This is a genomic window from Chelatococcus asaccharovorans, assembly GCF_003201475.1.
Classification (GTDB): Bacteria; Pseudomonadota; Alphaproteobacteria; order Rhizobiales; family Beijerinckiaceae; genus Chelatococcus; species Chelatococcus asaccharovorans.
Map to the genome: position 1 here is coordinate 385630 of NZ_QJJK01000005.1, position 23271 is coordinate 408900.

Genomic DNA, 23271 nt, shown 5'->3' on the forward strand with positions numbered 1-23271 from the left:
CTATGCCCTCATCGGCCCTGGGCCGGGGCTTCCGTGCCCTCGGCCTGCGGTTCTGCGTCGGCTTCCACGGCCTCCGCCTCGGTGGCCTCCGCCTCCTCGGTCTCGGTCGCCTCAGTCTCCTCGCCGTCTTCGGCTTCCTCGGCTGCCGGCTCCAGCGCGCTCGCGTCGATCCAGCCCATGCGCACGCGGGCCGACATGATCATGGCCTCCGCCTCGGCCTTGGACACCTCGAGATCGTCGAGAATGCCCTTGTGCTTGGTCGTCTCCTGGCCCTTGCGCTCGGTCCATCCGGCGAGTTCGTCGGTCGCGCAGCCGGCAAGATCCTCGATCGTCTTGATGTCGTTCTCGCCGAAGGCCACCAGCATGGCGGTCGTCACACCGTCGATTTCACGCAACTCGTCCGAAACGCCGAGCTCCTGACGCCGGCTGTCGAGCTCCGCCTCGACACGTGCCAGGTAATCCTGTGCGCGCGCCTGGATTTCAGCCGCCGTATCGTCGTCGAAGCCTTCGATCGTTGCAAGTTCGGAGGGCTCCACGAAGGCGATTTCCTCGACCGAGCGAAAGCCTTCCGAGGCCAGGAGCTGGCCGACGACCTCGTCGACGTCGAGCTGTTCCATGAAGGTATTGGTCCGCTCGATGAATTCCTTCTGCCGGCGCTCGGATTCCTCGGCTTCCGTCAGGATGTCGATATCCCAGCCGGTGAGCTGGGAGGCGAGCCGGACGTTCTGGCCGCGGCGGCCGATGGCCAGCGAGAGCTGCTCGTCCGGCACCACCACCTCGATGCGCTCGGAATCCTCGTCAAGCACCACCTTGACGACTTCAGCCGGCTGCAGGGCATTGACGATGAAGGTGGCGTTGTCGACCGACCACGGGATGATGTCGATCTTTTCGCCCTGCAATTCGCCGACCACCGCCTGGACGCGCGAGCCGCGCATACCGACGCAGGCGCCGACGGGGTCGATCGATGAATCACGCGAGATCACGGCGATCTTCGCGCGGGAACCGGGATCGCGGGCCACAGCCTTGATCTCGACGATGCCGTCATAGATTTCCGGCACTTCCTGGGCGAATAGTTTTGCCATGAACTGCGGATGCGTGCGCGACAGGAAGATCTGCGGCCCGCGTGTCTCGCGGCGCACGTCATAGACATAGGCGCGGATGCGGTCGCCCGGACGGAAGGTCTCGCGCGGGATGAGTTCGTCGCGGCGCACGATCGCCTCGCCGCGGCCGAGATCGACGATCACATTGCCGTATTCGGCGCGCTTGACGACGCCGTTGACGATCTGCCCGATGCGGTCCTTGAACTCCTCGTACTGGCGGTCGCGCTCGGCCTCGCGCACCTTCTGCACGATCACCTGTTTTGCCGACTGGGCCGCGATGCGGCCGAAATCGAAGGGAGGCAGCGTATCGGAGATCACGTCGCCGATCTGGGCCGCCGGATTGTGGCGGCGCGCCTGCACAAGGCCGATCTGGGTCGATGAATTCTCGACATCGTCCACGACGAGCAGGTGACGCGCGAGGCGCAGTTCGCCGGTGCGGGGGTTGATCTCCGCGTGAATGTCGGTCTCGGCGCCATAGCGGGATCGCGCCGCCTTGGCGATCGCATCCTCCATGGCCGCGAGCACGATGCCGCGGTCAATCACTTTTTCCCGCGCGACGGCGTCGGCGATCTGCAGGAGCTCGAGCCTGTTGGCGCTCACCGCCATGTCGTCAATCCTCTCGTTTGGTCACTCGTTGGTGGAGGGCTTGCGTTCGCCGGAAGGCTTTTTCGCCTTCTTGTCCTGCCGACGCGGCCCGCCTTTCGTCCTGGCGTCCCCGGCCTTCGTATTCCCGGTCCCGGTCTTGCCCGACCAGCCAGGCTTGTTGTCGTTGTCGGCCTCGTCCGGCACCGCGTCCGCATCCTCGACGTCGATGTCGTCGCTAAGATCTTGCGGCTCGCCGTGCTTGTCGCGGCGCAGCGTCTCGCGGATCAATTCATCCGTCAGGACGAGGCGGGCCTCGGTGATGTCGGCGAGCGGCACGGCCACATTTGCGACCTCGTCTGGCTTGGCATCGAGGCGTTCGATACGCACCGTCTCGCCGTCCAGGCCGCGCAGAAGGCCGCGGAAACGCTTGCGTCCCTCGACCGGCAGCGCGGTCTCCACCTTCGCCTCGTGACCTGTCCAGCGCTCGAAGTCGGACGGGCGCACCAGCGGCCGGTCTATGCCCGGCGAGGAGATCTCGAGGTGATAGGCGCGGTCGATAGGATCTTCGAGGTCGAGCACCGGTGACACGCCGCGGCTGATGGCTTCGCAGCCCTCGACATTCATCGAACCGTCCGGCCGCTCGGCCATGATCTGGACGGTGCAGCCGTTCATGCCGTTGATCTTGACCCGCACCAAACGGAAGCCGAGATCGGCGAGCACGGGCTCGACAATGGTGGCCACGCGCGCAGCCACGCCTTTCTCGGCAATCACACGATGTTCCATCAGCTGCAGATCAGTCTCGGTCAAATGGAGCCCTACTCGATTTCCCAGAACAAAAAGGAGCGGACCCGGTGGGGCCCACTCTCCGTCACGGTTCACCATGAACCATTCTGGATGATCAGGATGCGGGGAACATAGACCTCAAGGCAGCCAAGTGCAAGACCGGGTCGGCAGAAAAGCCGCGCCGGCTTATCGCATGTCACCCGGACGCTCGCCGGCGGCCCAGGCGATGGCCTCCTCCAGCCGGTCGTTGCCCCAGAACAATTCGCCGTCGCCGGTGAGGAAGGTGGGCGAGCCGAAGAGCCCGCGCGAGCGGGCCTCCTCGGTTTCGGCGCGCAGCCGCGCCTTCACGCCGGGAGACTGCGATTCGGCGATCGCGCGCCCCGCGTCGATACCGAGGCCGGTCAGAACGGAGGCCAGCACATCGGCATCGGACATCGTGCGTCCTTCGCCGAAGGTGGCTGCGAACAGCGCGCGTGAGAACGGGCCGACCTGGTCGTTGTCGCGCAGGTGGAGGCCGATGCGCACGGCGGCCAGGCTGTTCGGCGGAAAATTGGCCGGCGCCTTGAAGGGCAAGCCGTATTTCGCGCTCTGCCGCGCGAGATCGCGCCAGTGATAGCGCCCCTTGGCGGGGAAGAGGTTGAAGGGCGAATCCGTCCATCCCTGCGCGGCGAAGATCGGCCCGAGCAGGAATGGCCGCCAGCGGATATCGACAGCGTGGGTTTCCGCCAGGGCTTCGATCCGCATCGCGGCCAGATAGGCGTAGGGCGACGCGAAATCGTACCAGAAGTCCAGCTGATGGCGGTGCACACTGCGCTCCATTATTGAGTGAAGGACCAGTCAGGACAGCGTGAAAATGGCGTCAATACGACGGCGACGCCTGGATGGAGCAATCTCGACGCAGAAAAGGCCATTTCCCATTGCTGCTTCCTTTTACAGCATGGCGGCGCGGCTGCCTGGTTTTTTGGATGGGCTCGCCAGCTCGTCGTATCTTTGTCGCACCCGCGGCGTTGGAACGGCTTGCGCCCCTTGGCGCGCGCACTATAGTCCCGCGGCATCCCATAGAGGCTGCCGCAGCGGCCGCGTTTGTCGACGAGATCCGAACCCATGTCCCTCAGCCCATCGTCCGAGAAGCCTGTCAAGAAAGTCGTGCTCGCCTATTCCGGCGGCCTCGATACGTCCATCATCCTGAAGTGGCTTCAGACGACCTATGGCTGCGAAGTCATCACCTTCACCGCCGATCTCGGCCAGGGCGAAGAGCTGGAGCCGGCCCGGCAGAAGGCGCTGCTGCTCGGTATCAAGCCTGAGAATATCTTCATCGAGGACCTGCGCGAGGAATTCGTCCGCGACTATGTCTTCCCGATGTTCCGCGCCAATGCGCAGTATGAGGGCCTCTACCTGCTCGGTACCTCGATCGCCCGTCCGCTGATCGCCAAGAAGCAGATCGAGATCGCCGAGAAGCTCGGCGCCGATGCGGTCGCCCACGGTGCCACCGGCAAGGGCAACGACCAGGTGCGCTTCGAGCTTGGCTATTATGCGTTGAAGCCCGATGTGACGGTCATCGCGCCCTGGCGCGAATGGGACCTGACCTCGCGCACCGCCCTTCTTGAGTTCGCCGAGAAGCACCAGATCCCGATCGCCAAGGACAAGCGCGGCGAGGCGCCCTTCTCGGTGGATGCGAACCTGCTGCACGCCTCGTCCGAGGGCAAGGTGCTGGAAGATCCGGCGCTGGAAGTGCCGGATTACGTGTATTCCCGCACGATCGACCCGGAGAAGGCACCGGACACGCCGACCATCATCACCATCGGCTTCGAGAAGGGCGACGCGGTCTCCATCGACGGCGAGGCGCTGTCGCCCGCCTCCCTGCTGACGAAGCTCAACGCGCTCGGCCGCGCCAACGGCATCGGCCGCCTCGACCTGGTCGAGAACCGCTTCGTGGGCATGAAGTCGCGCGGGATGTATGAGACCCCCGGCGGCACCATCCTCTATTTCGGCCATCGGGCGATCGAATCGATCACGCTGGATCGCGGCGCGGCGCATCTGAAGGATGAGCTGATGCCGAAATATGCCGAGCTCATCTACAACGGCTTCTGGTTCTCGCCCGAGCGCGAGATGCTGCAGGCGCTCATCGACAAGAGCCAGGAATTCGTGACGGGCACGGTTCGTCTCAAGCTGTACAAGGGCGGCGTCCACATCATCGGCCGCGAGAGCCCCTATTCGCTCTACGATCAGGACCTCGTCACCTTCGAGGAAGGCGCTGTCGCCTATGATCATCGCGATGCGGCCGGCTTCATCAAGCTGAATGCGCTGCGTTTGAGGACGCTCGGCCAGCGGAAGAAGAAGCTCGGCCTGTGACGGCCACAGGGGGGACGCCAGAGAATTCCGAGCGCCCCTCCGGCCGTCCTGCCGGACAGCCGGCCGGCAAGCGAGCCGCCGTTCTGCGCCTGGGCAGGATCGCCGGCGTACCCGTGGAGGTCGATAGCGGCTTCCTTTTCGTTGCCGTTCTGCTCAGCACGCCCTATTGGCTCGCGGGCCGGCCCGCGACCATGGCGCTCGGCGTGGCCTTCGTCGCCCTTCTCGGGATATCCGTGCTGGTGCACGAACTGGCCCATTCGAAGGTTGCCGGATTTTTCCAGATCCCATCGCAGGCCATCCGGCTCAACGCCTTCGGCGGCGTCGCCCATTTGAAGGCGATGCCGAAGACGCCCTGGAAAACGGTCGCCATCCTGCTTGCCGGGCCGCTGGGCAATCTTCTGCTCTATGGCCTTTTCGAAGCCCTGCAGGGACTGACGACCCGTGAAACCCCGCCGCTCTTGCGCGCGTTCCTGGAGGTCGGCAGCTGGATCAATCTATCGCTCGGGTTGTTCAATCTCCTGCCCGCCTTTCCGCTCGATGGTGGGCGCAGCGCCTACGTCCTCCTCGCGCCCCTCATGGGAAATCGGGCTTCCGGCTTGATCATCGCCCTGTGTGGCTTGGCGCTCGTGGCCGCGCTGGTCGTTTTTTCTTTCAACTACGGCCTCTGGCTCATCGTGATCGCGCTCATCCTGGCGCAGCCGAATCTCGCGGTGCTGAAAAACGCGTGGCGACATACCGCCTAGATGTCGAAGCTGTGAAGGTTGTCCATGCGGGACAGTGAAGGCCGCCTCAGCCGCGTATCCTCAGCCCGAAATGGACGAGGATGGCCAAGAAGCCCATCGCGGGCATGATGGTCATGAGCGCGATATACGGGTCGGCGAAGAAGGCCGATAGGGCCGAGCCCGCGAGGCCGCCGGCGATCTGCAGGAAGCCGACCATGGCGGCAGCGGCCCCGGCGATGCGCGGAAAATTCGCCAGCGCGGTGGTTGTGGCGCCGGGCATGGTGAGTGCGAGGCCAAAGGCCCAGAACATGACCGGTATCATGACGAGGGTAAACGACGGCTCGCGGAACAGTGCGATGAAAAAGCCAAGCGAGGCCGTGAAAGTGAAACACAGCCCGATGGCGATGATGCGCTCTGCGCCGAGGTAGTTGATGAAGCGTCCCGTGAGGAAAGATCCCAGGGCATAGGATCCCGACTGCAATATCATCCCGAGGCCGAACAGCACCGGGGTCAGGCCCACTTCGCCGATGAGCACGAAGGGCAGCAGGGTGGCGAGCGTGTAGAGCCCGCCCGTGACCAGGGCGAGCAGGAATCCGGCCCTCAGGAAGGCCCCGTCGGTGAGAAGGATTCTGTAGCTCGCCATGAATTGCCGCGGCCGGGCCATGGCGGGGTCGGGCCGGACGTTCGTCTCGCGTACCGCGAAGAGGAGCACGCCGATTGCGACCATGGCATAGATCGCCATGAGCACGAACAGGCTGCGCCAGCTGAAGAGGCTGAGCGTAAGGCCACCGAGCGCCGGTGAAATGGCCGGCGCCACGGCGAGCATCAGCCCGATCAGGCTCATGATGCGCACGGAGGCAGCGCCGGTGAACTGGTCGCGCACCATCGCCCGCGAAATGGCAATGCCCGCCGCAGCTCCGGTGCCCTGCAGGATGCGGCCGGCCAGGAGCCAGCCGATCGACGGCGACCAGAGAGCGATAAGACTTCCGAGGAGATGGAGCGAGAAGAAGCCGATCGCGATAGGGCGCCGGCCATAGGCGTCCGACAGGGGGCCACAGGCAAGCTGGGCCAGCGCATAACCGATGAAATAGGCGGTGATGGTGAGCTTGATGGCGGCGGACGACGTTGCGAACTCGTCGACGAGGGTTGGCATGGCCGGCGTATAGAGCGCCAGGCTCACCGGCCCCAGCGCAACGAGAAAGGCCCCGAGCACCGCCGTGTAGCGCTCCGTCATGACCGTCTGCATGCGGGTATCGGCCACTCCCGCTGTGGCGCCCGTGTGTCGCAACGGTACCTTGACGCCACCGACGCGTGCGCGTCGTGTGCGAAGAAGCAGTCTCCCCCTGACATGTCTGTGGCCGTTTTCCAACCTGCCATGCCCACCGTCACCGGGCTGCACCTCCCCAGGTGCCAGCCGCCCGACAACGGTTCCTGCTTAGGGGGGCGCGGCGATAAGGTCAATGTGGCGTCAGCACCGACACCGTGCCAATTGCTACGCTACACGTTGCCGTGGCAGCGATTTCACCGTATATGCAGCGCAACATACGCGGCTGCGGACCTGTAGGGGTCCGCGGCCCGTTATTCATATTGTCATCGTCAATCTGCTAACCACCGGCCCTGACCCGCAAGGTTCCGAGAGGGTCGCGGCCAGGAAAACCCATGAATTTGCGCAACATAGCGATTATCGCACACGTCGACCACGGCAAGACAACCCTCGTCGACAAATTGCTCCAGCAGTCGGGTTCGTTCCGCGAGAACCAGCGCGTCGCCGAGCGCGTGATGGACTCCAACGACCTCGAGAAGGAGCGGGGCATCACGATTCTTGCCAAGGCAACGTCGGTCGTCTGGAAGGACGTGCGGATCAATATCGTCGACACCCCCGGCCACGCCGACTTCGGTGGCGAGGTGGAGCGCATCCTCTCGATGGTCGATGGCGCGATCGTGCTCGTCGATGCGGCCGAAGGCCCCATGCCGCAGACGAAGTTCGTCGTCGGCAAGGCGCTGAAGATCGGCCTCAAGCCGATCGTGGCGATCAACAAGGTCGATCGTCCCGATGCCCGCGCGGAGGAAGTCATCAACGAGGTGTTCGACCTCTTCGCCGCCCTCGATGCGACCGACGAGCAGCTCGACTTCCCTATTCTCTACGGTTCCGGCCGCGACGGCTGGATGGCGCATTCGCCGGAAGGCCCGAAGGACGAGGGTCTCGCGCCGCTGTTCGACCTCGTGGTCAAGCACGTTCCCCCGGCCAAGGTCGAGGAGGGTCCTTTCCGCATGCTCGGCACGCTGCTCGAGGCCAATCCCTTCCTCGGGCGCATCATCACCGGCCGCATCGCTTCCGGATCGGTCAGGCCGAACCAGACCATCAAGGTCATCGACCGCGACGGCAATCTCGTCGAGAACGGCCGTGTCTCGAAGATTCTGGCCTTCCGCGGCATCGAGCGCCAGCCGATCGAGATCGGCGAGGCGGGCGATATCGTCTCGATTGCCGGGCTGGTGAAGGGCTCCGTGGCTGACACCTTCTGCGACCCCTCGGTCACCGAGGCGATCCAGGCCCAGCCCATCGATCCGCCGACCGTGACCATGTCCTTCATCGTCAATGATTCGCCGCTTGCCGGCACCGAGGGAGACAAGGTCACGAGCCGCATGATCCGCGACCGCCTGTTCAAGGAAGCGGAAGGCAACGTCACCCTGAAGATCGAGGAATCCCGGGACAAGGACTCCTTCTTCGTCTCCGGCCGTGGCGAATTGCAGCTCGCCATTCTCATCGAGACGATGCGCCGCGAGGGCTTCGAGCTTGCCGTGTCGCGTCCGCGCGTCGTCTTCTCGGAGGGGCCGAACGGTGAGACGCTGGAACCGATCGAAGAGGTCGTCATCGACGTCGATGAGGAATATTCCGGCACCGTCGTGCAGAAAATGTCCGAGCGTCGCGCCGAGATGGTCGAGATGCGCCCGTCGGGCGGCAATCGCCAGCGGCTGGTGTTCTACGCCCCGACCCGCGGCCTCATCGGCTACCAGTCGGAACTGCTCACCGACACGCGCGGCACGGCCATCATGAACCGGCTGTTTCACGCCTACGAGCCCTACAAGGGCGAGATCGCCGGGCGCAACAACGGCGTGCTGATCTCCAACGAGCAGGGCGAAGCGGTCGCCTATGCGCTGTGGAACCTGGAAGATCGCGGCCCGATGATCATCGAGCCCGGCTGGAAGGTCTACCAGGGCATGCTCGTCGGCATCCACACGCGTGACAACGACCTTGAGGTCAATGTGCTGAAGGGCAAGAAGCTCACCAATATCCGCACGACCTCCAAGGACGAAGCCGTCCGCCTGACGCCGCCGATCAAGATGACGCTTGAGCGCGCGTTGGCCTGGATTCAGGACGACGAACTGGTCGAGGTCACGCCGAAGTCGATCCGTCTGCGCAAGGCGCTGCTCGATCCCAACGATCGCAAGCGTGCCGAGCGGCAGAAGGAAGCCGTCAGCGCCTGATCGGCGCGGTCATCCGCGGTTTTGTCCCTCCTGAGGGGGCTGATATCCAGGGGCGCGCATCACCCGATGCGCCCCCTTTTTGTTGAACCGGCTGTTGTCCGGCGACGCGGGATGACACACCGCAGGCCCTTTCTGAACGCCCGTCGGCAAGACCGGGTGTTGTGGGTGCGGTCGTCCGGAGGCCATATTGGAGCACAGATCGCTGCAGGAGTGAGAACCCGCCCCCAATGTTCCACCCCCCAATGTCCCACCCTAAGAAGTCCCGCCCGGCCATCTCTCCAGCACTGCCCTGGCCTGCCCGGTGACCGTTGCCATCCGCGAGGTCGCGATCACCGGCTATCGCTCGGTGCGCGCCATCCGCTTCCCGCTGCGCCAGCTCAATGTCTTCGTGGGCGCCAATGGTGTCGGCAAGACGAATCTCTATCGGGGCCTGCAACTGGTACGGGCCGCTGCAGCCGGCACGCTGGCGCGCGAGCTGGCCGCCGAGGGCGGTATGGAATCCGCGCTGTGGGCCGGCGTACGGGATCCCAGGAAGCCAGCGCGTATCAAGCTGGGCGTTGAATTCGGCACCGCCGGCACGAGCTGGGATGAGGCCGACGACGCACCACGATCCAGCCTGGCGCAGGCCTATGAGATCGAGGTGGGCCTACCCGTACCCACGGTCGCAGCCTTTCCGCTCGAACCGCAGATCAAGGCCGAAACGCTGACGAGCCTCGATGGGCGTCATCCGCGTATTCTGCTGGAGCGGCGCGGGCCGATGACCAAGGCGCTCGACGCCCAGGGGCGCAAGCAGAGCCACGCAGACGGGCTGATGGCCTCCGAGACGGCGCTCGGCTCGCTTGACGATCCCATTCACTTTCCCGACGTGGCGATTGCCCGCCGGCTCATGCTGGACTGGCGCTTCTATCATGACTTTCGCACGGACGCGGCGGCGCCGCTGCGCCGCCCCTGCCTGGCGGTGACGACGCCGACGCTGTCCTCCGACGGTGCCGATCTTGCTGCTGTCTTCGCCACGCTCGTGCATATCCGCGAGGACACGACCGAGCTTGACGCGGCGATTGACGATGCGTTTCCGGGTGCTCAGCTCGTCTGCCCCGTGCCGGGCCGGCATGCGTCCTTCGGCATCATCTTCCCGGATTATCCCAAACGCGTGTTCGAGATGGCCGAGCTATCGGACGGCACCCTGCGCTATCTCGCCCTGATGGGCGCGCTGCTGTCCTATCGTCTGCCGGGCTTCGTCGCCCTCAACGAGCCGGAGACGAGCCTCCATCCCGATCTGCTCGGGCCGCTGGCGCGGCTGATCGCGCGGGCGGCACGTCATGCGCAGATCTGGCTTGTGACCCATTCCGAGAAACTCGCCACGGAACTCGCCCGCCACGGCGGTGTGACGCCGCGCACGATCATTCGCCGCGATGGCAGCACCTGGATCGAGGGCCTGCGCCTCGCCGGTGATTTCGCCGACGAGGAAGACTGAGGCTCCATGCCACAGCCGGGGGCTTATTGCGGACCGAGCTTCTCGATCAGCGCCGCGAGATCGCGATGATCCTGTTCTGTGCAGTCGGCGAGCGGCGGGCGCACGGGACCGGCTGAGCGGCCGACGAGGCGGGCGCCCGCCTTCACGATCGACACGGCATAGCCGCCGCCGCGATTGCGGATCGCGATATAGGGTATGAAGAACTCCTTCAGAAGGCGGGTCGTGGTCTGTCGGTTGCCCTCGCGCACCGCCTGGTAAAATTCCATCGCCGTGCGCGGGATGAAATTGAAAACGGCGGAGGAATAAACCGGGAAGCCCGCCGCATTATAGGCCTCGGCGAAAACCTCGGCTGTCGGCAGGCCACCGAGATAGCTGACGCGATCCTCCAGGCGATTGCGGATGACGGTGACGGCTTCGATATCACCGACGCCGTCCTTGAAGCCGATGAGATTGGGGTTGGTGTCCACCAGCTTCTCAAGTGTTGCCGCTTCGAGCTTGCAGACATTGCGGTTGTAGACGACGACGCCGATCCGCACCGATTTGCAGACCGCGTCAATATGCGCCGCGAGCCCGCGCTGGTTGGTCTCGGTCAGATAATGCGGCATCAGGAGAATGCCCGCGGCGCCGGCCGCTTCGGCATTCCGCGCCATCTCGATGGCGAGCCGGGTGCCGTAGCCCGCCCCGGCAATGATCGGCGTATCATTGCCGCAGGTTTCGACCGCTACTTGTATGACACGTTGGTGCTCGGCGGGCGTCAGCGAGAACGCCTCGCCGGTGCCGCCGGCGGCGAACAGGGCTGTCGCGCCATAGGGCATCAGCCAGGCGAGGCGGTCGCGGTAGCCGGCTTCGTTGAAATCGCCGCTCTCGTCGAAATCCGTGAGAGGGAAGGACATCAGGCCCGAGGACAGGATGTGCTTGAGCTCCTGCGGGTCGATGGCACGGGCCGGGGCATGGTTCACGGTCGATATCCTCTTGGATGAGCGGCTGATCCGAAATCAGCGGAAGGCGTCGTCCACCAGATTGGCGGCGATGAAGTCGAAATTGATGTCCTCGCCGAGGCCCGGCCTGTCGGAGAGATGCACAAAGCCGTCCTTGTCCATGGGGTCGGACAGGCTGTTCAGATATTCGACCCCGTCGTCGTATTCGAGGAAGGGGTGGAGCAGGCCGCGCTCATACCAGCGGCAGTTCTTGGCGGCGGCCGTCACGATGAGATTCGCGGCTCCATTGCCGTGCACCTCGCAGTTCATGCCGAAGGCTTCGGCGAGATGCATGGATTTCAGCGCGGGCGAGATGCCGCCGACGTCGTGGACGCCGGTGCGGAGAATGTCGCAGGCCTTGGCTGACACCCATTCGGCGCGGGCGAAATGCTTTCCGGCGGCGCTTTCCGGGCCGAGCACCGGAATGTCGAGTGCTGCCGTCAACCACGCGTAGGACGACTGGCTCTGCTCGTCCATCGGCTCCTCGATCCAGGCAAAGCCCAGTTTTTCGAGGCCCCGGCCGAGCTCATAGGCCTCGGTGCGCGTGTACCAGTGGAAGGCATCGATCATCAGATGGACGTCGGGCCCCACGGCCTCGCGTACGGCGGCGCAGGCGCGGAGATCGGCCTTGACATCCGGCGCCCAGGACACCGGGGGCATCCAGGTATGCAGCTTGATGCCCTTGTAGCCGCGCTTCACCAGCGCCTCGGCGAAGCGTCCGTAGTCCTCCGGGGTGGCGAGCCCGCCCTCCAGCTCGTCGCCACACATGGTGGAGCCATAGGCGGGAACCTTGTCGCGGTAGGCGCCGATGAGCTTGTGGACCGGCAGCCCGAGCTTGCGCCCGGCGACGTCCCAGAGGGCGCAATCGACGATGGCGAGTGTCCGGTCGGTGAGCTGGGCGGCACTGCCGCGCTGCCAATGGGCGAGCTCCTGCCACAGCCGCTCGCGATCGAACGGGTCCTGGCCCAACAGGACGCGCTTGACGAAAGTCTCGATCAGATGCGGTCGCACGACCTCCGGTGGCGCGAAGCAATGGCCCTCAGTGCCGTCGTCGCAGGTAATGGTCAGGAGCGCCTGCCGCACCTTGTGCGGGTCGCCGGGATGGGCATGACCCGCCGCGTCCTGATGCCGACGGCTGGTGTGGCGAAAAACGCGGACCCTGATGTCGACGATCTGCATCGGCGGTGCTCCCAAAGGATGTCCCTTCAGCGCTGTCTGCGGACCGTAACAAGTTATATGACAACCGACAAGGCGGCCGTCCGTGCGAAAGCGAGCCAGCCTTGCCGGCTGCTCGCCGAACTGTGATCGCGTCGAGGCGGCTCGCCCGCGCGTTTCCGTTGCGTGCGCGGCGCACACGCCGACAATGGGACGGCTGTCGAAGCCTCGCCGAGGAGGACCGCTGACGCCGGCCGGTTCGACATCAGGGGTTTCTCCGACATCAAGAGATCATCAGCCATCAAGAGATCACAGAAGAGGGCCGTATGACACTCGACCGCCGTTTTATCGAGCTGTACGACGACTACACGCACCGCCCGCTGGCGCGCCGCGTCTTTCTCGAGCGATTGATGGTGCTCGCGGGATCGGCCGCGGCGGCGGAAGCCGTTTTGGGGGTGCTTGAGCCGAACTATGCGAGGGCAGCCGTAGTGGCGCCCGACGATGCGCGTATCGTGACGCGCAAGGTCGCCTTCGACGGCCCTGAAGGGCAGGTCGTCGGCTACGAGGCGCGGCCGAAAGATGGCGCGCGCCATCCGGCGGTGATCGTCATCCACGAAAACCGGGGGCTCAATCCGCATATCGAGGATGTCGCGCGGCATCTCGCGACCGACGGCATTCTGGCGGTCGCCATCGATTTCCTGCAGCCGCTCGGCGGCACGCCGGCCGATCCCGATGCCGCCCGTGCCCTCTTTGCCAAGGTCACGCCGGACATGATGGCCACCCAGGCTCGGGTCGTCGCGGATGCGTTGCGCAAGGATCCGCGGACGACGGGGAAAGTGGGGGCGGTGGGTTTCTGCTGGGGCGGCGGCATGGTGAGCCAGCTCGCGACCCGGCCGGGGATCATCGACGCCGGCGTCTCCTATTACGGCGTGGCACCCAATACGGCGGATGTCGCGAAGATCAAGGCGCCGCTTGTCCTGCACTATGCAGGTCTCGACACACGGGTGAACGCTTCACGGCCGGCCTATGAGGAAGCCTTGAAGGGCGCCGGGGTCCCGCACAGCATCTATGTCTATGAAGGGGTGGATCACGCCTTCAACAACGACACGAGCGCCGAGCGCTACAATGCGGACGCGGCCAAGCTTGCCTGGGGCCGCACAGTCGATTTCTTCAAGCAGACCCTGGCATCGTAGGGTTTCGGGCGGTGGTTCCGAAGGAATGCGCGGCAGCACGGCCGCGCTTCGTTGAGAGCGTTTTCCGACCCGTTTGAAAACCAGATCCACCGGCGTCATCCCCGGCCTTGTGCCGGGGATCCCGTTTGCAAGGGTACCGGACCTCCCGGATCGGGATGGCCGCGTTCCGCGGTGGACAAATTGAAGTCGGGCAAGCCCGTCTTCAGTGACAAGCCGGCCCTGACAGCTGAGGCTCAGCGATTCAATGAGACCGGAGAATGCTCGACCCTAGAGCGGTGGGGTTAATCTTTGTGCTGCGCGTCCACGTCGGTGGGATAGAGGGGCCCAACCCCCAGCACCTGCTCCACCCAGGCGGCGACCCGTAGCAGGATGTTGGGATCGCGGCTGGCGAGCTGGATGCCGAAAGGCAACCCTCCAACAAGGCCAGCTGGCAGCGACAGTGCCGGGACGCCGACTAGGCTGAACGGCGTGGTCAATTGCGGGTTCGAGAGGAATCCCAGCGTCGTCAGGCTCGACACCTTCGGCGCTATCCCGCCGGTCGCCGGTATCAGCAATACGTCCACGGTCTGGAGCACGCGGCCAAGGGCGGCTTCTAGTGCCGGTCTATCGGCCCGCGCCCTCGCTGCGTCAAGAGCCGTCCGTGCTGCTAGTCGCGCCCGCAGGCTCGAACCGAAGGCTTGGTCCGCCGCAGCGATTGAGGCCCCATAAAGATCATTGGCCTCGTCGATCAGCGCGGCAAAGCAGGTGTCGTGGTAGCTTCGCAAGGACGGCAGGCTCACGCTTGACATGAACGCGCCGGCCTCGGCCAAGCGCGTCTTGGTCTCAATCCAAAGCGGCAGCGCCGCCGGTTCAAAGCCAACCTCGAGGTCCCAGTTCACCACAAGACCGATGCGCGGTGCCCCGTCTTGCTTCAGTGCGCCGAAGCCGAGCGCTTCGGCTAAGCATGTCATATCCGGGACCGAACGGGCCATCAGCCCAGCCATGTCGAGGCTCGGTGCCAGTGGTACGAAGCCACTCAGGTCGACACTTCCCCGGCCCGGTTTGAAGCCCACCAGACCGCACAGGGCCGCCGGCGTCCGCGTCGATCCTGCGGTATCCGAAGCGACGGCCGCCGCGCAAAACCCGGCGGCAACCGCGCTTGCCGCCCCGCTGCTGGACGCGCCGGTCCAGCGCGTCTCGTCCCAGGGGTTAGCCGCGATGACCAGTCCTGTGCCCGGTTCAACCGTCCCGAACCCCAACTCATAGGTGCGCAGCTTGCCCAGGACGATGGCTCCGGCGGCGCGCAGCTGGGCGACAATTGGCGCGTCCCGCTCCGCGACATGTCCGGCGCGACTGCGCGAACCGGCTAGAGTCGGCAAACCGGCGACGTCGATCACATCCTTGATCGCGATGGGTACACCATGCAGGGGGCCGCGTGCGCCGCCCTGCGCATCAAGCCTCCCGGCCGCCGATCGGGCGCCGTGAGCATCCACGAGCACAAACGCATTCAGGCGCCCGTCATGCGCGGCGATTGCCTCAAGGCGCTCTTCGACTGCTGCCACCGCCGTCAGCGCGCCCGCCTCTATGGCCTCCCGGGTCTCCACGATACCTCGGTGGGGATAGCCTTTCCCCGTCATCAGATTTGCGCGCCCTGCAACCGCAACAGATTCTGCAACTCGCCAAGTGGGACGTCGCGGACGTCGCCGTTGCCAGCTATGACATTGCCGAACGCCGCCGCTGGCGTGCCCACTGCTTGGCCCATGGCCAGACATGGTCCCATCACCCGCGCCGAGCTTTGGCCCTCGCGCGTGCTCGATAGGCATCGCCCCGCCACCAACACGTTGCGCAATCCGCGCGGCACGAGCGTACCGAAGGGAATGTCGTAGTAGCTGCCACCAGGGATTTCCTGCCTCGTGTGGGCGCTGCCGGCGGCATGCATGTCGATCTCATGTGCCCCGCGCGCGACCGAGTCGGCGCGACGTCGACTGGCTAGCACGTCCTCGCCCGTCAGCGCCTCCTCGCCGACTATGCGCCGGGTTTCCCGGATGCCGATGCGCGGCGCCACGCCTGAAAACACGGCCGCTTCGAATCCCGGCACATGCTTGCGCAGAAAAGCGTTGCACACTCGGATCTGGTCCATCAATTCGGGCATGGCACGACTGAGCTTGGCTGTGTCGGTGGCATCGACGTTGGTCCGTCATATTCCGCGCATTGCTCAAACAGTCGGCGCGCAATGCCACCCACGGTCCATTCCCCGGACGAGGAAAGACAGCCAAGCGCTGGCGTGCCGCTCATCGACTCGCCGCCCGGCATAGGACCGGCATCGATCAGCAACGTGTTGGCGCCGTTGGTAGCCGCTGCAATGACAGCGGCTATGCCGGCCGCCCCCGCTCCCAACACGACAACATCGAAAACTTCGCGGCGTTCGGTCATTGCGCGGCCCCTCAATAACTCGCCCGACCGCCGGAAAGATCGAAGACCGAGCCGGTGGTGAAGCTGCAGGCCGGGCTCGCCACCCACGCGGCGGTCGCTGCGATTTCTTCCAAGGTGCAAAACCGGCCCATCGGAATTCGGCTGCGTGCGCTTTCGATATGCTCGGCCGTCATCTCTCGGAAAAGGTCCGTTTCGGTTATCGCGGGCGCTAGGGCATTAACCGTGATGCCGTCGGTCACTACCTCGCGCGCAAGTGCCTTCGTGAATCCGATCACACCCGCCTTGGCGGCCGAATAGGCGGCAATGCCTGGCATGCCCTCTTTGCCTGCAATGGAGGCGATGTTGACAATGCGCCCATAACCGGACTGCCTCATGACTGGCACGACCGCTCGGCAGCAATTGAAAACGCCCGTCAGGTTAACGGCGAGCACCTGTTCCCATTCGGTGTCCGAGTAATTGTCCACCGACTTTACTGGGCCGTTCACCCCGGCATTGTTGATGAAGATGTCGATCTTACCGAAGGCGCTGGCAGCATCCTGCACTGCGGCCGCGACGATCTCGGGTTTGGTGATGTCGACAGTGTGTGCCGCAGCTGCTGCCGGCATCGCTTCGACAAGCTGCCTGTCCCATATGATCACGCGGCATCCGCGGGAGATCAGCTCGGCCGCGATGCCGGCGCCGATCCCCTTTGCGCCCCCGGTAACGATAGCAACCTGATCGACCATTGTCGGCACTTTGGCGCATCCTTTTTTTGCGGCTTCTTCGATGTTTGTTCTTATATATGAATTACGTTACACACAAGAACTATATGGGATGCTCTCGTCGATGAACCGTCCCTTGTCCCTTGCCATCTTAGGATCGTCGACGCCGCGCCGCTCGATCTGATAGATGCCGCTGCCGCGGCCGGCTTCGACGCTCTTGGCCGGCGTTTCGCCCCCCGGGACACGGCTCTCTGCTCCGCTGGCTGATGGGCCCCATATGCTCCGGCAGATCGAACGTCGGCTTGCGGCCACCGGTCTTGACGCACTGGATGCCGACGCTGTCTGCCAGAAACCGATGTCGGCAAGCTGCAACCGCTGCTCGATGCCGCCGCGCGCATTGGAGCCCGCTACTTGCGCGTATGCTGCAATAATCCCGATTTGGAGCGTGCCGCCGCCAATCTCGCGGCGCTGGCGGAACTCACGGAACAGCGCAATGCCCGTTTGACGCCCGCTTGGTCGAGAGCATCTGGTTCGGGTCGTGCTGGGCAGGCAGATCGCCGCCGATCTCGGCCTTTCGCCGGACACCGTCAGCCGCGTCTTGCGCCGTCTCGATGCAAATTCGAGTTGAATGGAATCGTCTGATGCCATCTAAGCCGGATTTGCTCTCGCCCATAAAAAAACCCGACCTCCAAAGGAGGCCGGGCTTGAACCATAAGCAAAACAGAAACCTTACGCGGCTTCGTCCTGCAGATCCTCTTCTTCGGCCTCGCTTTCGGCCTCGGACGCTGCGGTCTTCGCGGCCCGGCGTGGGGACTTGGCCAGCGCATCGTCAATGAGCTTCATGGCCTCAGTCTCGGTGATCTGGTTCACCGCCGAGATCTCGCGCAGAATGCGATCGATGGCCGCTTCATAGAGCTGGCGCTCGCTGTAGGACTGCTCCGGCTGGGCGTCCGAGCGGTAGAGATCGCGTACGACTTCCGCGATTGCGATGAGATCGCCCGAATTGATCTTCGCCTCGTATTCCTGGGCGCGGCGCGACCACATCGTGCGCTTGACGCGCGCGCGACCGGTCAGCGTCTCAAGGGCCTTGCCCACGAGCGGCGACTCAGCCAATTTGCGCATGCCGACGCTCGCCGCTTTCGCGGTCGGGACGCGCAGCGTCATCTTGTCTTTTTCAAAGGTGATGACGAACAACTCGAGCTTGTAGCCAGCCACCTCTTGCTCTTCGATGGCGACGATTTCTCCGACGCCATGAGCGGGATAGACGATGGATTCACCCGTCTTGAATCCCTGACGCTGGGCGGTCTTCTTGGCACTCGTCATGATAGTGATCGCCTCCTGATCGCGTTCGCTTCAGACCGAACGCTGCTAACGCCGACCGGCTTCAATCGGCCGGCACGCACGCAAAAAATTGCCATGGCGTGCAAGAAACTCACACGCTGACATCAGAGCCGAAAGGGAAACACACGACACCCCGCGCGCCAGACACCTGGATAGGGTCCGCCAACTGCATTCATGTCATTGCTTATTGAACCCGTAACAACAGGGCAGGAAAGGTGCCCATGGCGTTAATCGACCATGAAGCACACCCTATCACAAAAAACGGGGGAAATCAAAGGACTGCCGGGCTGATCGCCTCGCAAGGCAACGATCAAGCCTTTAATCGTGATCAGTCGCCCTCACCGGGATTCGGCGAAAAATACGCTTCGAGCTTATTGGGCACCCCGTCCATGGCCTTTGCATCGGCCGGCGGCTCGCCCTTCTGGGTGATGTTCGGCCAGGTCTTGGCGTAGTCTGCATTGAGCTTCAGCCAGGACTCGAGCCCCGGCTCGGTGTCCGGTTTGATGGCCTCGGCGGGGCATTCCGGTTCGCAGACGCCGCAATCGATGCATTCGTCGGGATGGATGACGAGCATGTTCTCGCCCTCATAGAAGCAGTCCACCGGACATACTTCAACGCAATCCATGTATTTGCAACGTATGCAGTTATCGGTGACGACGTAGGTCATCGACCTCTCCGCTGGCGAGCTGACGAGGCTCGCAGCCTCTGTTTGAACGCAACACCGCAATCCGGCTGCGCTTCGCGTGTCGAAGCGCGCCCGTGATCTAGAACCAATTGCAAGCCCTTACAAGAGTGGACTTGTCGCATGATCCCGCGAGCGGATGTATAAATACCAGAAGGCATATGTATTAATCACGTATTGGTACGATTCCGACGTAAATATGACGTGTGGCCTCTCAGGTCAACCCGCGGGCGCAGCAATCCTGCTGTGCAGGGCTGTATCGACGGGCTGGTCGGCGGTTTGAACACAAGCCGCGGTCGTCACTCGTCGGCCACGTCCTTGGCGATGTCCTCGGCCATGTCCTCGGCGATTGTGACGGCGCTTTCGCTCCGGTCGCGATAGAGCGTCCTGGCTTCCGATGCCGGGCCGCGCCGATGCCCAAGCGCCAGAACCTCCACGACAAGCGTGGCATGGGGCAGGGCCAGCGTCAGAATGTCGCCAGGCCTGATCAATCGGTCCGAGCCCTCGATACGCCGGCCATTGAGCCGCGCATGCCCGCTTTCAACCAGCTTGCCGGCAAGCGTGCGGCTCTTGGCCATGCGCGCATGCCACAGCCATTTGTCGATCCGTATCCGCTCGCCGGGAGCCGGCTTCACCCCTTGCGGCTCGCGCGGGCTTCAAGTTCCTCCTTGAGGGCGAGGAGCTTTGCGAAAGGTGAGTTGGGATCAGGGGCCTTCTCGGCCCGCTGCTGCGGCCGATCCTGCCAATTGCCGCTTCTGCCTCCGCGATGCCCGCCGCCACCGTCCGGCCGGCCGCCATCCTTGCCGAAAGAACCGCCGCCGCGCTTGCCGCCACCTTTGCCGAAGTCGCCCTTGCCGAAGTCACTCTTGCCGAAGTCACTTTTGCCAGCCCCGCGCCCGCCCTCACGGTTGGGAGCCTTGGCCTTCCAGTCGCGCTTCGGGCGGTCCCCAGCGCCATCCTCGCGCGGCGGCCGCTGTGGAGCCTGCCCCTCGCGGGCCTGGGCGTCCTGTGCCGCGACCGTGCCCGCCTCGCCGGGGGCGCCGCGACGGCCCTGGCCTTGGCCGCGGTCTCCGCGCCTGTCGGGCCGGCCTTCGCCCTGCGGGCGGTCGGTGCGCCGGCGCGCCTGGCCGTGATGCTGCTGACGATGGGGCCGCCAAACCTCGATCATCTCGGGTTCGGCCGGTGCAGGCTCGGCCAACGGTGCTGCCGCCACCTCGCCGGTCTCCGCCGAAACCTCCTGCGGGCTCGCGGCGGGCTCTTCTCCTGCCGGGGGAAGCGTTTCCGGCGGGATGTCCGCAGGCGCTTCCGCCGAGACCTCGGCCGAGACCTCCGCGAGGACCTCTGCCACAGCCGGCTCGGCCTCGACGGGGGCCGGCGCCGCTTCAGGTCGCTCGCTGGTTTCCATCACCAGGGACGCTGCAGCATCCTCCGGCGTGTCGGAGGCTTCGGCGACGGAGGCCGCCTCCGCGATATCGGCCATCAACTCCGTTTCGCCGCTGGAAACCGCTTCGTCACCGCTCTCTGCGGCGGTGGCTTCGGCGGCGCCGGCCTCAGCAGGTGTCGCCGCATCGGAAGCTGCCGCGACGCTGGCGGGCGTTTCGGCCGCCGGGCGGATGAGCTGGGGCGCGGGCACGAGCGGAACCGTGATCGCCGGGCCTGCGCGCCGGTCGACCACATAGCCAAGGGATTTCAGGATCGATGAGAAATCCTCACCGGAGCAGCCGGCGAGCGAGGTCATCCCGACCGTTATCACGAAGCCGTCGCCGTCGGCTGCACCGGGCGGTGGTTCGCCGGGCGTCGTGCCGGGCCGATAGCCGATGGCGGGCCGGATGAGATCGGCCAGGCGCTCCAGGATATCGATCCGCACAGCCCGGCCGCCGCAGACGCGGAAGCCGGCAGCGCGATAGAGCCCGCGCGGCACTTCGGTGTCGGCTGGGAAGGAGGTGCGGCCGGAGGCTGCAAGATGCGGAATCTCGTCGAGGCCCTTCACGTCGAGGCCGCCGTGCTTCAAGGCCCAGAGCTGGGCGGCGAGGCCACGCGGGGCTGGCTTCAGCAGCAGCGGCAGATAGAGATGATAGGCACCGAAGCGCACGCCGTAGCGGCGGAGCGCGGCGCGCCCGTCCTGGTCCAGGCTCTTCACATCCTGCGCGACGCGGGCGCGTTCCAGCACGCCGAGAGCCTCGGTGATCTGAAAGGCGATGCCCCGGGCGATACCGGGAATGTCGGCGGCCTCCTCGAGAACGACCAGGGGACCGAGCAGTTTGGTGATATGCGCCTTGATCCAGGCGGCAAGCCGCGCATCGACCTTTTCGCGCGGCGGGCCCGACAGCTGTTCGTCGGAGAGGACCCGGAAGCGCGGGGCGAGCAGCTTGTCGCCGGCCACGAGCTTGGCGACGGCCTCGCCCATCCAGCGGATGGTGCCGTCATTGGCGAGCACGAAGGTGTCGTCCGGCGCTTGGGAAAAGCGTTCGGCACGGGCCTCGATCTCGCCGGCCAGGGCTTTCTGAGCGGCTGCCCGCAACGCTTTGGCCTCCTGGCCGTCGGCCTGGGGGTCCGGGGCAAACTGAAATCCGTGCAGCCGACCGACGTGCTGGCCTTCGACCAGGACATCGCCGCTGGCGGTTACTTCCGCTTCGAGCATCGCATTCTCTCTCAAGCGCCGCATGAGTACGCTGGTCCGCCGATCAACGAACCGGCTCGCCAAACGCTCATGCAGAGCATCCGACAGATTGTCCTCTACCTGACGGGTGGCCTCCTGCCAATGCTCAGGATCACGTAACCAGTCGGGACGGTTGGCAACGAAGGTCCAGGTGCGCACCTGCGCGATGCGGGCCGAGAGGGTATCGATGTCCCCATCGGTGCGATCCACGAGTGCGACCTGCCGCCGAAACCAGTCATCCGCTATCACGCCCTGGGTCATCAACGCACGGTAAATCGTCATGGTGAGGTCGGCATGGGCGGCGGGGGCCACACGCCGGTAGTCCGGGATGCGGCACACCTCCCAAAGCTTGGCGACCGCCTCCGGCCCCACGGCGAGCCGCCGGATGTCGTCGTCGCGCGCGGCAATGTCGAGTGCATTCACGTCATCGGCGAGCGGCGCACGCGTCAGGCCCGGCTCGGTCGGCAGGACGGCAAGGCTCGCCTGCAGGGCGCTTATCGAGCGGAAATTGAGATCGGCATTGCGCCATTGCGCGACCCGGACGGGATCGAAGCTGTGGCTCTCGAGCGCCTCCACCAGCTCCGCGTCGAACGGCGGGCAGCGTCCTGTCGTGCCGAAGGTCCCGTCGCGCATGTGGCGCCCCGCGCGCCCGGCGATCTGGCCGAATTCGGCCGGATTGAGCTGGCGGAACCCGAAGCCGTCGAACTTGCGGTCGCCGGCGAAAGCGACATGGTTGACCTCGAGATTGAGGCCCATGCCGATGGCGTCGGTGGCGATGAGATAGTCCACCTCGCCCGACTGGTAGAGGGCCACCTGCGCGTTGCGCGTGCGCGGGCTGAGCGCGCCGAGCACGACGGCGGCGCCGCCTTTCTGGCGCTTCACCAGCTCGGCGATCGTATAGACCTCCTCGGCGGAGAAGGCGACGATGGCCGAACGCGGCGGCAGCCGCGTAATTTTCTTCTCGCCCGTGAAGGTCAAGGTCGAGAGGCGCGGGCGCGAGACGATATTGGCGCCGGGAATGAGCGTCTCGACCAGGGGGCGCATCGTGGCGGCACCGATGATCAGCGTTTCCGCATAGCCCCGGCGATTGAGCAGCCGGTCCGTGAAGATATGCCCGCGGTCGAGATCCGCGGCGAGCTGGATTTCGTCGATCGCGCAGAAGGCAACGTCGAGATCGCTCGGCATCGCCTCCACGGTGGCGACCCAGTAGCGCGCCTGGGGCGGCTTGATCTTTTCCTCGCCGGTGATGAGCGCCACCGCATCCGCGCCGACGCGCTCCACCACGCGTTGATAGACCTCGCGCGCGAGCAATCTGAGCGGCAGGCCGATGACACCGCTGGTGTGGCCGACCATGCGCTCGATGGCGAGATGCGTCTTGCCGGTGTTGGTTGGGCCGAGAACCGCTGTTACGCCGCGCGCCCGCATCTGCGGGGAGAGCGACCGTGCTGCCGTCAGGGATGAAGCCATGAAACCCGATGCCGTAGAGTCTGGACGGAAACGCCGTGACCGCAACTCCTGCAACGGCCCCTGAACGCGATGTGGCAAGCCTTCTATATCAAGCCTTCTGTATCACATCGACACGTAAAGCGCGGCTGAATTTATGGTTTGGAACGAGTCTGGAACGAATCGCGGCCGAATCGCGGACTCCG

20 protein-coding genes are annotated in these 23271 nt (G+C 64.9%); 5 read left to right on the top strand and 15 right to left on the bottom strand.

Translation table 11 applies throughout. The features are described from left to right. Positions 1-8: 8 nt before the first annotated feature. The 3 genes from nusA to C7450_RS13945 all read right to left on the bottom strand — a co-directional run bounded on the left by nusA (position 9) and on the right by C7450_RS13945 (position 3275). Positions 9-1706, bottom strand: coding sequence for a transcription termination factor NusA (nusA, locus tag C7450_RS13935; protein ID WP_110375034.1), 1698 nt, complete (start codon positions 1704-1706; stop codon positions 9-11). A gap of 21 nt (positions 1707-1727) precedes the next feature. Next, positions 1728-2468, bottom strand: coding sequence for a ribosome maturation factor RimP (rimP, locus tag C7450_RS13940; protein ID WP_110375157.1), 741 nt, complete (start codon positions 2466-2468; stop codon positions 1728-1730). A 186-nt stretch (positions 2469-2654) separates the two neighbouring features. After that, positions 2655-3275 carry a 2-hydroxychromene-2-carboxylate isomerase gene (locus C7450_RS13945; protein ID WP_245449722.1) on the bottom strand — a complete coding sequence of 207 codons (621 nt, stop codon included), beginning with the start codon at positions 3273-3275 and terminating at the stop codon, positions 2655-2657. Positions 3276-3572: 297 nt separating this feature from the next. On the opposite strand from C7450_RS13945, the gene C7450_RS13950 reads away from it, so the two are divergent. Both C7450_RS13950 and C7450_RS13955 read left to right on the top strand, forming a co-directional pair. Then, the gene (locus C7450_RS13950) at positions 3573-4820 is read left to right on the top strand and encodes an argininosuccinate synthase (protein WP_110375036.1); all 1248 of its coding nucleotides are present in this window, start codon (positions 3573-3575) and stop codon (positions 4818-4820) included. Beyond that, positions 4817-5563 carry a site-2 protease family protein gene (locus C7450_RS13955; RefSeq protein ID WP_110375037.1) on the top strand — a complete coding sequence of 249 codons (747 nt, stop codon included), beginning with the start codon at positions 4817-4819 and terminating at the stop codon, positions 5561-5563. The genes C7450_RS13950 and C7450_RS13955 overlap by 4 nt, the downstream gene beginning before the upstream one ends. Positions 5564-5609: 46 nt before the next feature. Here C7450_RS13955 and C7450_RS13960 read toward each other — a convergent pair whose 3' ends face one another. Next, positions 5610-6788 (bottom strand): multidrug effflux MFS transporter, encoded by a 1179-nt coding sequence (locus C7450_RS13960; protein WP_110375038.1) that lies wholly within the window; start codon positions 6786-6788, stop codon positions 5610-5612. Positions 6789-7201: 413 nt separating this feature from the next. On the opposite strand from C7450_RS13960, the gene typA reads away from it, so the two are divergent. Together typA and C7450_RS13970 are read left to right on the top strand one after the other, a co-directional pair. After that, on the top strand, positions 7202-9028 hold the full coding sequence (gene typA / locus C7450_RS13965) for a translational GTPase TypA (RefSeq protein WP_110375039.1): 1827 nt from the start codon (positions 7202-7204) through the stop codon (positions 9026-9028). Between the two features lie 301 nt (positions 9029-9329). Further along, positions 9330-10502: an AAA family ATPase gene (locus C7450_RS13970; protein ID WP_110375040.1), complete on the top strand. Its 1173-nt coding sequence runs from the start codon at positions 9330-9332 to the stop codon at positions 10500-10502. A gap of 23 nt (positions 10503-10525) precedes the next feature. Here the strand turns inward: C7450_RS13970 and kdgD are convergent, their stop codons facing one another. Then, positions 10526-11437 carry a 5-dehydro-4-deoxyglucarate dehydratase gene (kdgD, locus tag C7450_RS13975; protein WP_110375158.1) on the bottom strand — a complete coding sequence of 304 codons (912 nt, stop codon included), beginning with the start codon at positions 11435-11437 and terminating at the stop codon, positions 10526-10528. Positions 11438-11497: 60 nt separating this feature from the next. Then, on the bottom strand, positions 11498-12658 hold the full coding sequence (locus tag C7450_RS13980) for a mandelate racemase family protein (RefSeq protein WP_110375041.1): 1161 nt from the start codon (positions 12656-12658) through the stop codon (positions 11498-11500). A gap of 302 nt (positions 12659-12960) precedes the next feature. Here C7450_RS13980 and C7450_RS13985 point away from each other — a divergent pair, with 302 nt between their 5' ends. Next, on the top strand, positions 12961-13827 hold the full coding sequence (locus tag C7450_RS13985; protein WP_110375042.1) for a dienelactone hydrolase family protein: 867 nt from the start codon (positions 12961-12963) through the stop codon (positions 13825-13827). A 281-nt stretch (positions 13828-14108) separates the two neighbouring features. Here the strand turns inward: C7450_RS13985 and C7450_RS13990 are convergent, their stop codons facing one another. The 9 genes from C7450_RS13990 to C7450_RS14030 form a co-directional block, all read right to left on the bottom strand. Beyond that, a complete protein-coding gene (locus C7450_RS13990; RefSeq protein WP_170147238.1) occupies positions 14109-15443 on the bottom strand; it encodes an amidase in 1335 nt (444 codons plus the stop codon). Next, on the bottom strand, positions 15443-15958 hold the full coding sequence (locus C7450_RS13995) for an FAD-dependent oxidoreductase (RefSeq protein WP_110375044.1): 516 nt from the start codon (positions 15956-15958) through the stop codon (positions 15443-15445). Before C7450_RS13995 ends, C7450_RS13990 begins: the two co-directional genes overlap by 1 nt. After that, complete coding sequence (locus C7450_RS14000; protein WP_110375045.1) at positions 15946-16239, bottom strand: FAD-dependent oxidoreductase; 294 nt, start codon at positions 16237-16239, stop codon at positions 15946-15948. Before C7450_RS14000 ends, C7450_RS13995 begins: the two co-directional genes overlap by 13 nt. Before the next feature lie 11 nt (positions 16240-16250). Beyond that, complete coding sequence (locus C7450_RS14005; protein WP_110375046.1) at positions 16251-16964, bottom strand: SDR family NAD(P)-dependent oxidoreductase; 714 nt, start codon at positions 16962-16964, stop codon at positions 16251-16253. A 66-nt stretch (positions 16965-17030) separates the two neighbouring features. After that, on the bottom strand, positions 17031-17588 hold the full coding sequence (locus tag C7450_RS34535) for a hypothetical protein (protein WP_245449723.1): 558 nt from the start codon (positions 17586-17588) through the stop codon (positions 17031-17033). 81 nt (positions 17589-17669) lie between these two features. Further along, positions 17670-18263 (bottom strand): CarD family transcriptional regulator, encoded by a 594-nt coding sequence (locus tag C7450_RS14015; RefSeq protein ID WP_110375048.1) that lies wholly within the window; start codon positions 18261-18263, stop codon positions 17670-17672. Between the two features lie 346 nt (positions 18264-18609). Next, positions 18610-18948: a ferredoxin FdxA gene (gene fdxA / locus C7450_RS14020; protein WP_110375049.1), complete on the bottom strand. Its 339-nt coding sequence runs from the start codon at positions 18946-18948 to the stop codon at positions 18610-18612. A gap of 314 nt (positions 18949-19262) precedes the next feature. Next, on the bottom strand, positions 19263-19598 hold the full coding sequence (locus C7450_RS14025) for an RNA-binding S4 domain-containing protein (RefSeq protein ID WP_281064269.1): 336 nt from the start codon (positions 19596-19598) through the stop codon (positions 19263-19265). Further along, entirely contained in the window at positions 19595-23089 is a 3495-nt protein-coding gene (locus C7450_RS14030; RefSeq protein WP_245449724.1) for a helicase-related protein, read from the bottom strand. The genes C7450_RS14025 and C7450_RS14030 overlap by 4 nt, the downstream gene beginning before the upstream one ends. Positions 23090-23271: the final 182 nt, after the last annotated feature.

Coding starts and splice junctions, on each gene's coding strand:
- nusA (WP_110375034.1), bottom strand. CDS start 1,706: ATGGCGGTGAGCGCCAACAGGCTCGAGCTCCTGCAGATCGCCGACGCC.
- rimP (WP_110375157.1), bottom strand. CDS start 2,468: ATGGAACATCGTGTGATTGCCGAGAAAGGCGTGGCTGCGCGCGTGGCC.
- C7450_RS13950 (WP_110375036.1), top strand. CDS start 3,573: ATGTCCCTCAGCCCATCGTCCGAGAAGCCTGTCAAGAAAGTCGTGCTC.
- C7450_RS13960 (WP_110375038.1), bottom strand. CDS start 6,788: ATGCAGACGGTCATGACGGAGCGCTACACGGCGGTGCTCGGGGCCTTT.
- typA (WP_110375039.1), top strand. CDS start 7,202: ATGAATTTGCGCAACATAGCGATTATCGCACACGTCGACCACGGCAAG.
- C7450_RS13980 (WP_110375041.1), bottom strand. CDS start 12,658: ATGCAGATCGTCGACATCAGGGTCCGCGTTTTTCGCCACACCAGCCGT.
- C7450_RS13985 (WP_110375042.1), top strand. CDS start 12,961: ATGACACTCGACCGCCGTTTTATCGAGCTGTACGACGACTACACGCAC.
- C7450_RS13990 (WP_170147238.1), bottom strand. CDS start 15,443: ATGACGGGGAAAGGCTATCCCCACCGAGGTATCGTGGAGACCCGGGAG.
- C7450_RS13995 (WP_110375044.1), bottom strand. CDS start 15,958: ATGCCCGAATTGATGGACCAGATCCGAGTGTGCAACGCTTTTCTGCGC.
- C7450_RS14000 (WP_110375045.1), bottom strand. CDS start 16,239: ATGACCGAACGCCGCGAAGTTTTCGATGTTGTCGTGTTGGGAGCGGGG.
- C7450_RS14005 (WP_110375046.1), bottom strand. CDS start 16,964: ATGGTCGATCAGGTTGCTATCGTTACCGGGGGCGCAAAGGGGATCGGC.
- C7450_RS34535 (WP_245449723.1), bottom strand. CDS start 17,588: ATGGCATCAGACGATTCCATTCAACTCGAATTTGCATCGAGACGGCGC.
- C7450_RS14015 (WP_110375048.1), bottom strand. CDS start 18,263: ATGACGAGTGCCAAGAAGACCGCCCAGCGTCAGGGATTCAAGACGGGT.
- fdxA (WP_110375049.1), bottom strand. CDS start 18,948: ATGACCTACGTCGTCACCGATAACTGCATACGTTGCAAATACATGGAT.
- C7450_RS14030 (WP_245449724.1), bottom strand. CDS start 23,089: ATGGCTTCATCCCTGACGGCAGCACGGTCGCTCTCCCCGCAGATGCGG.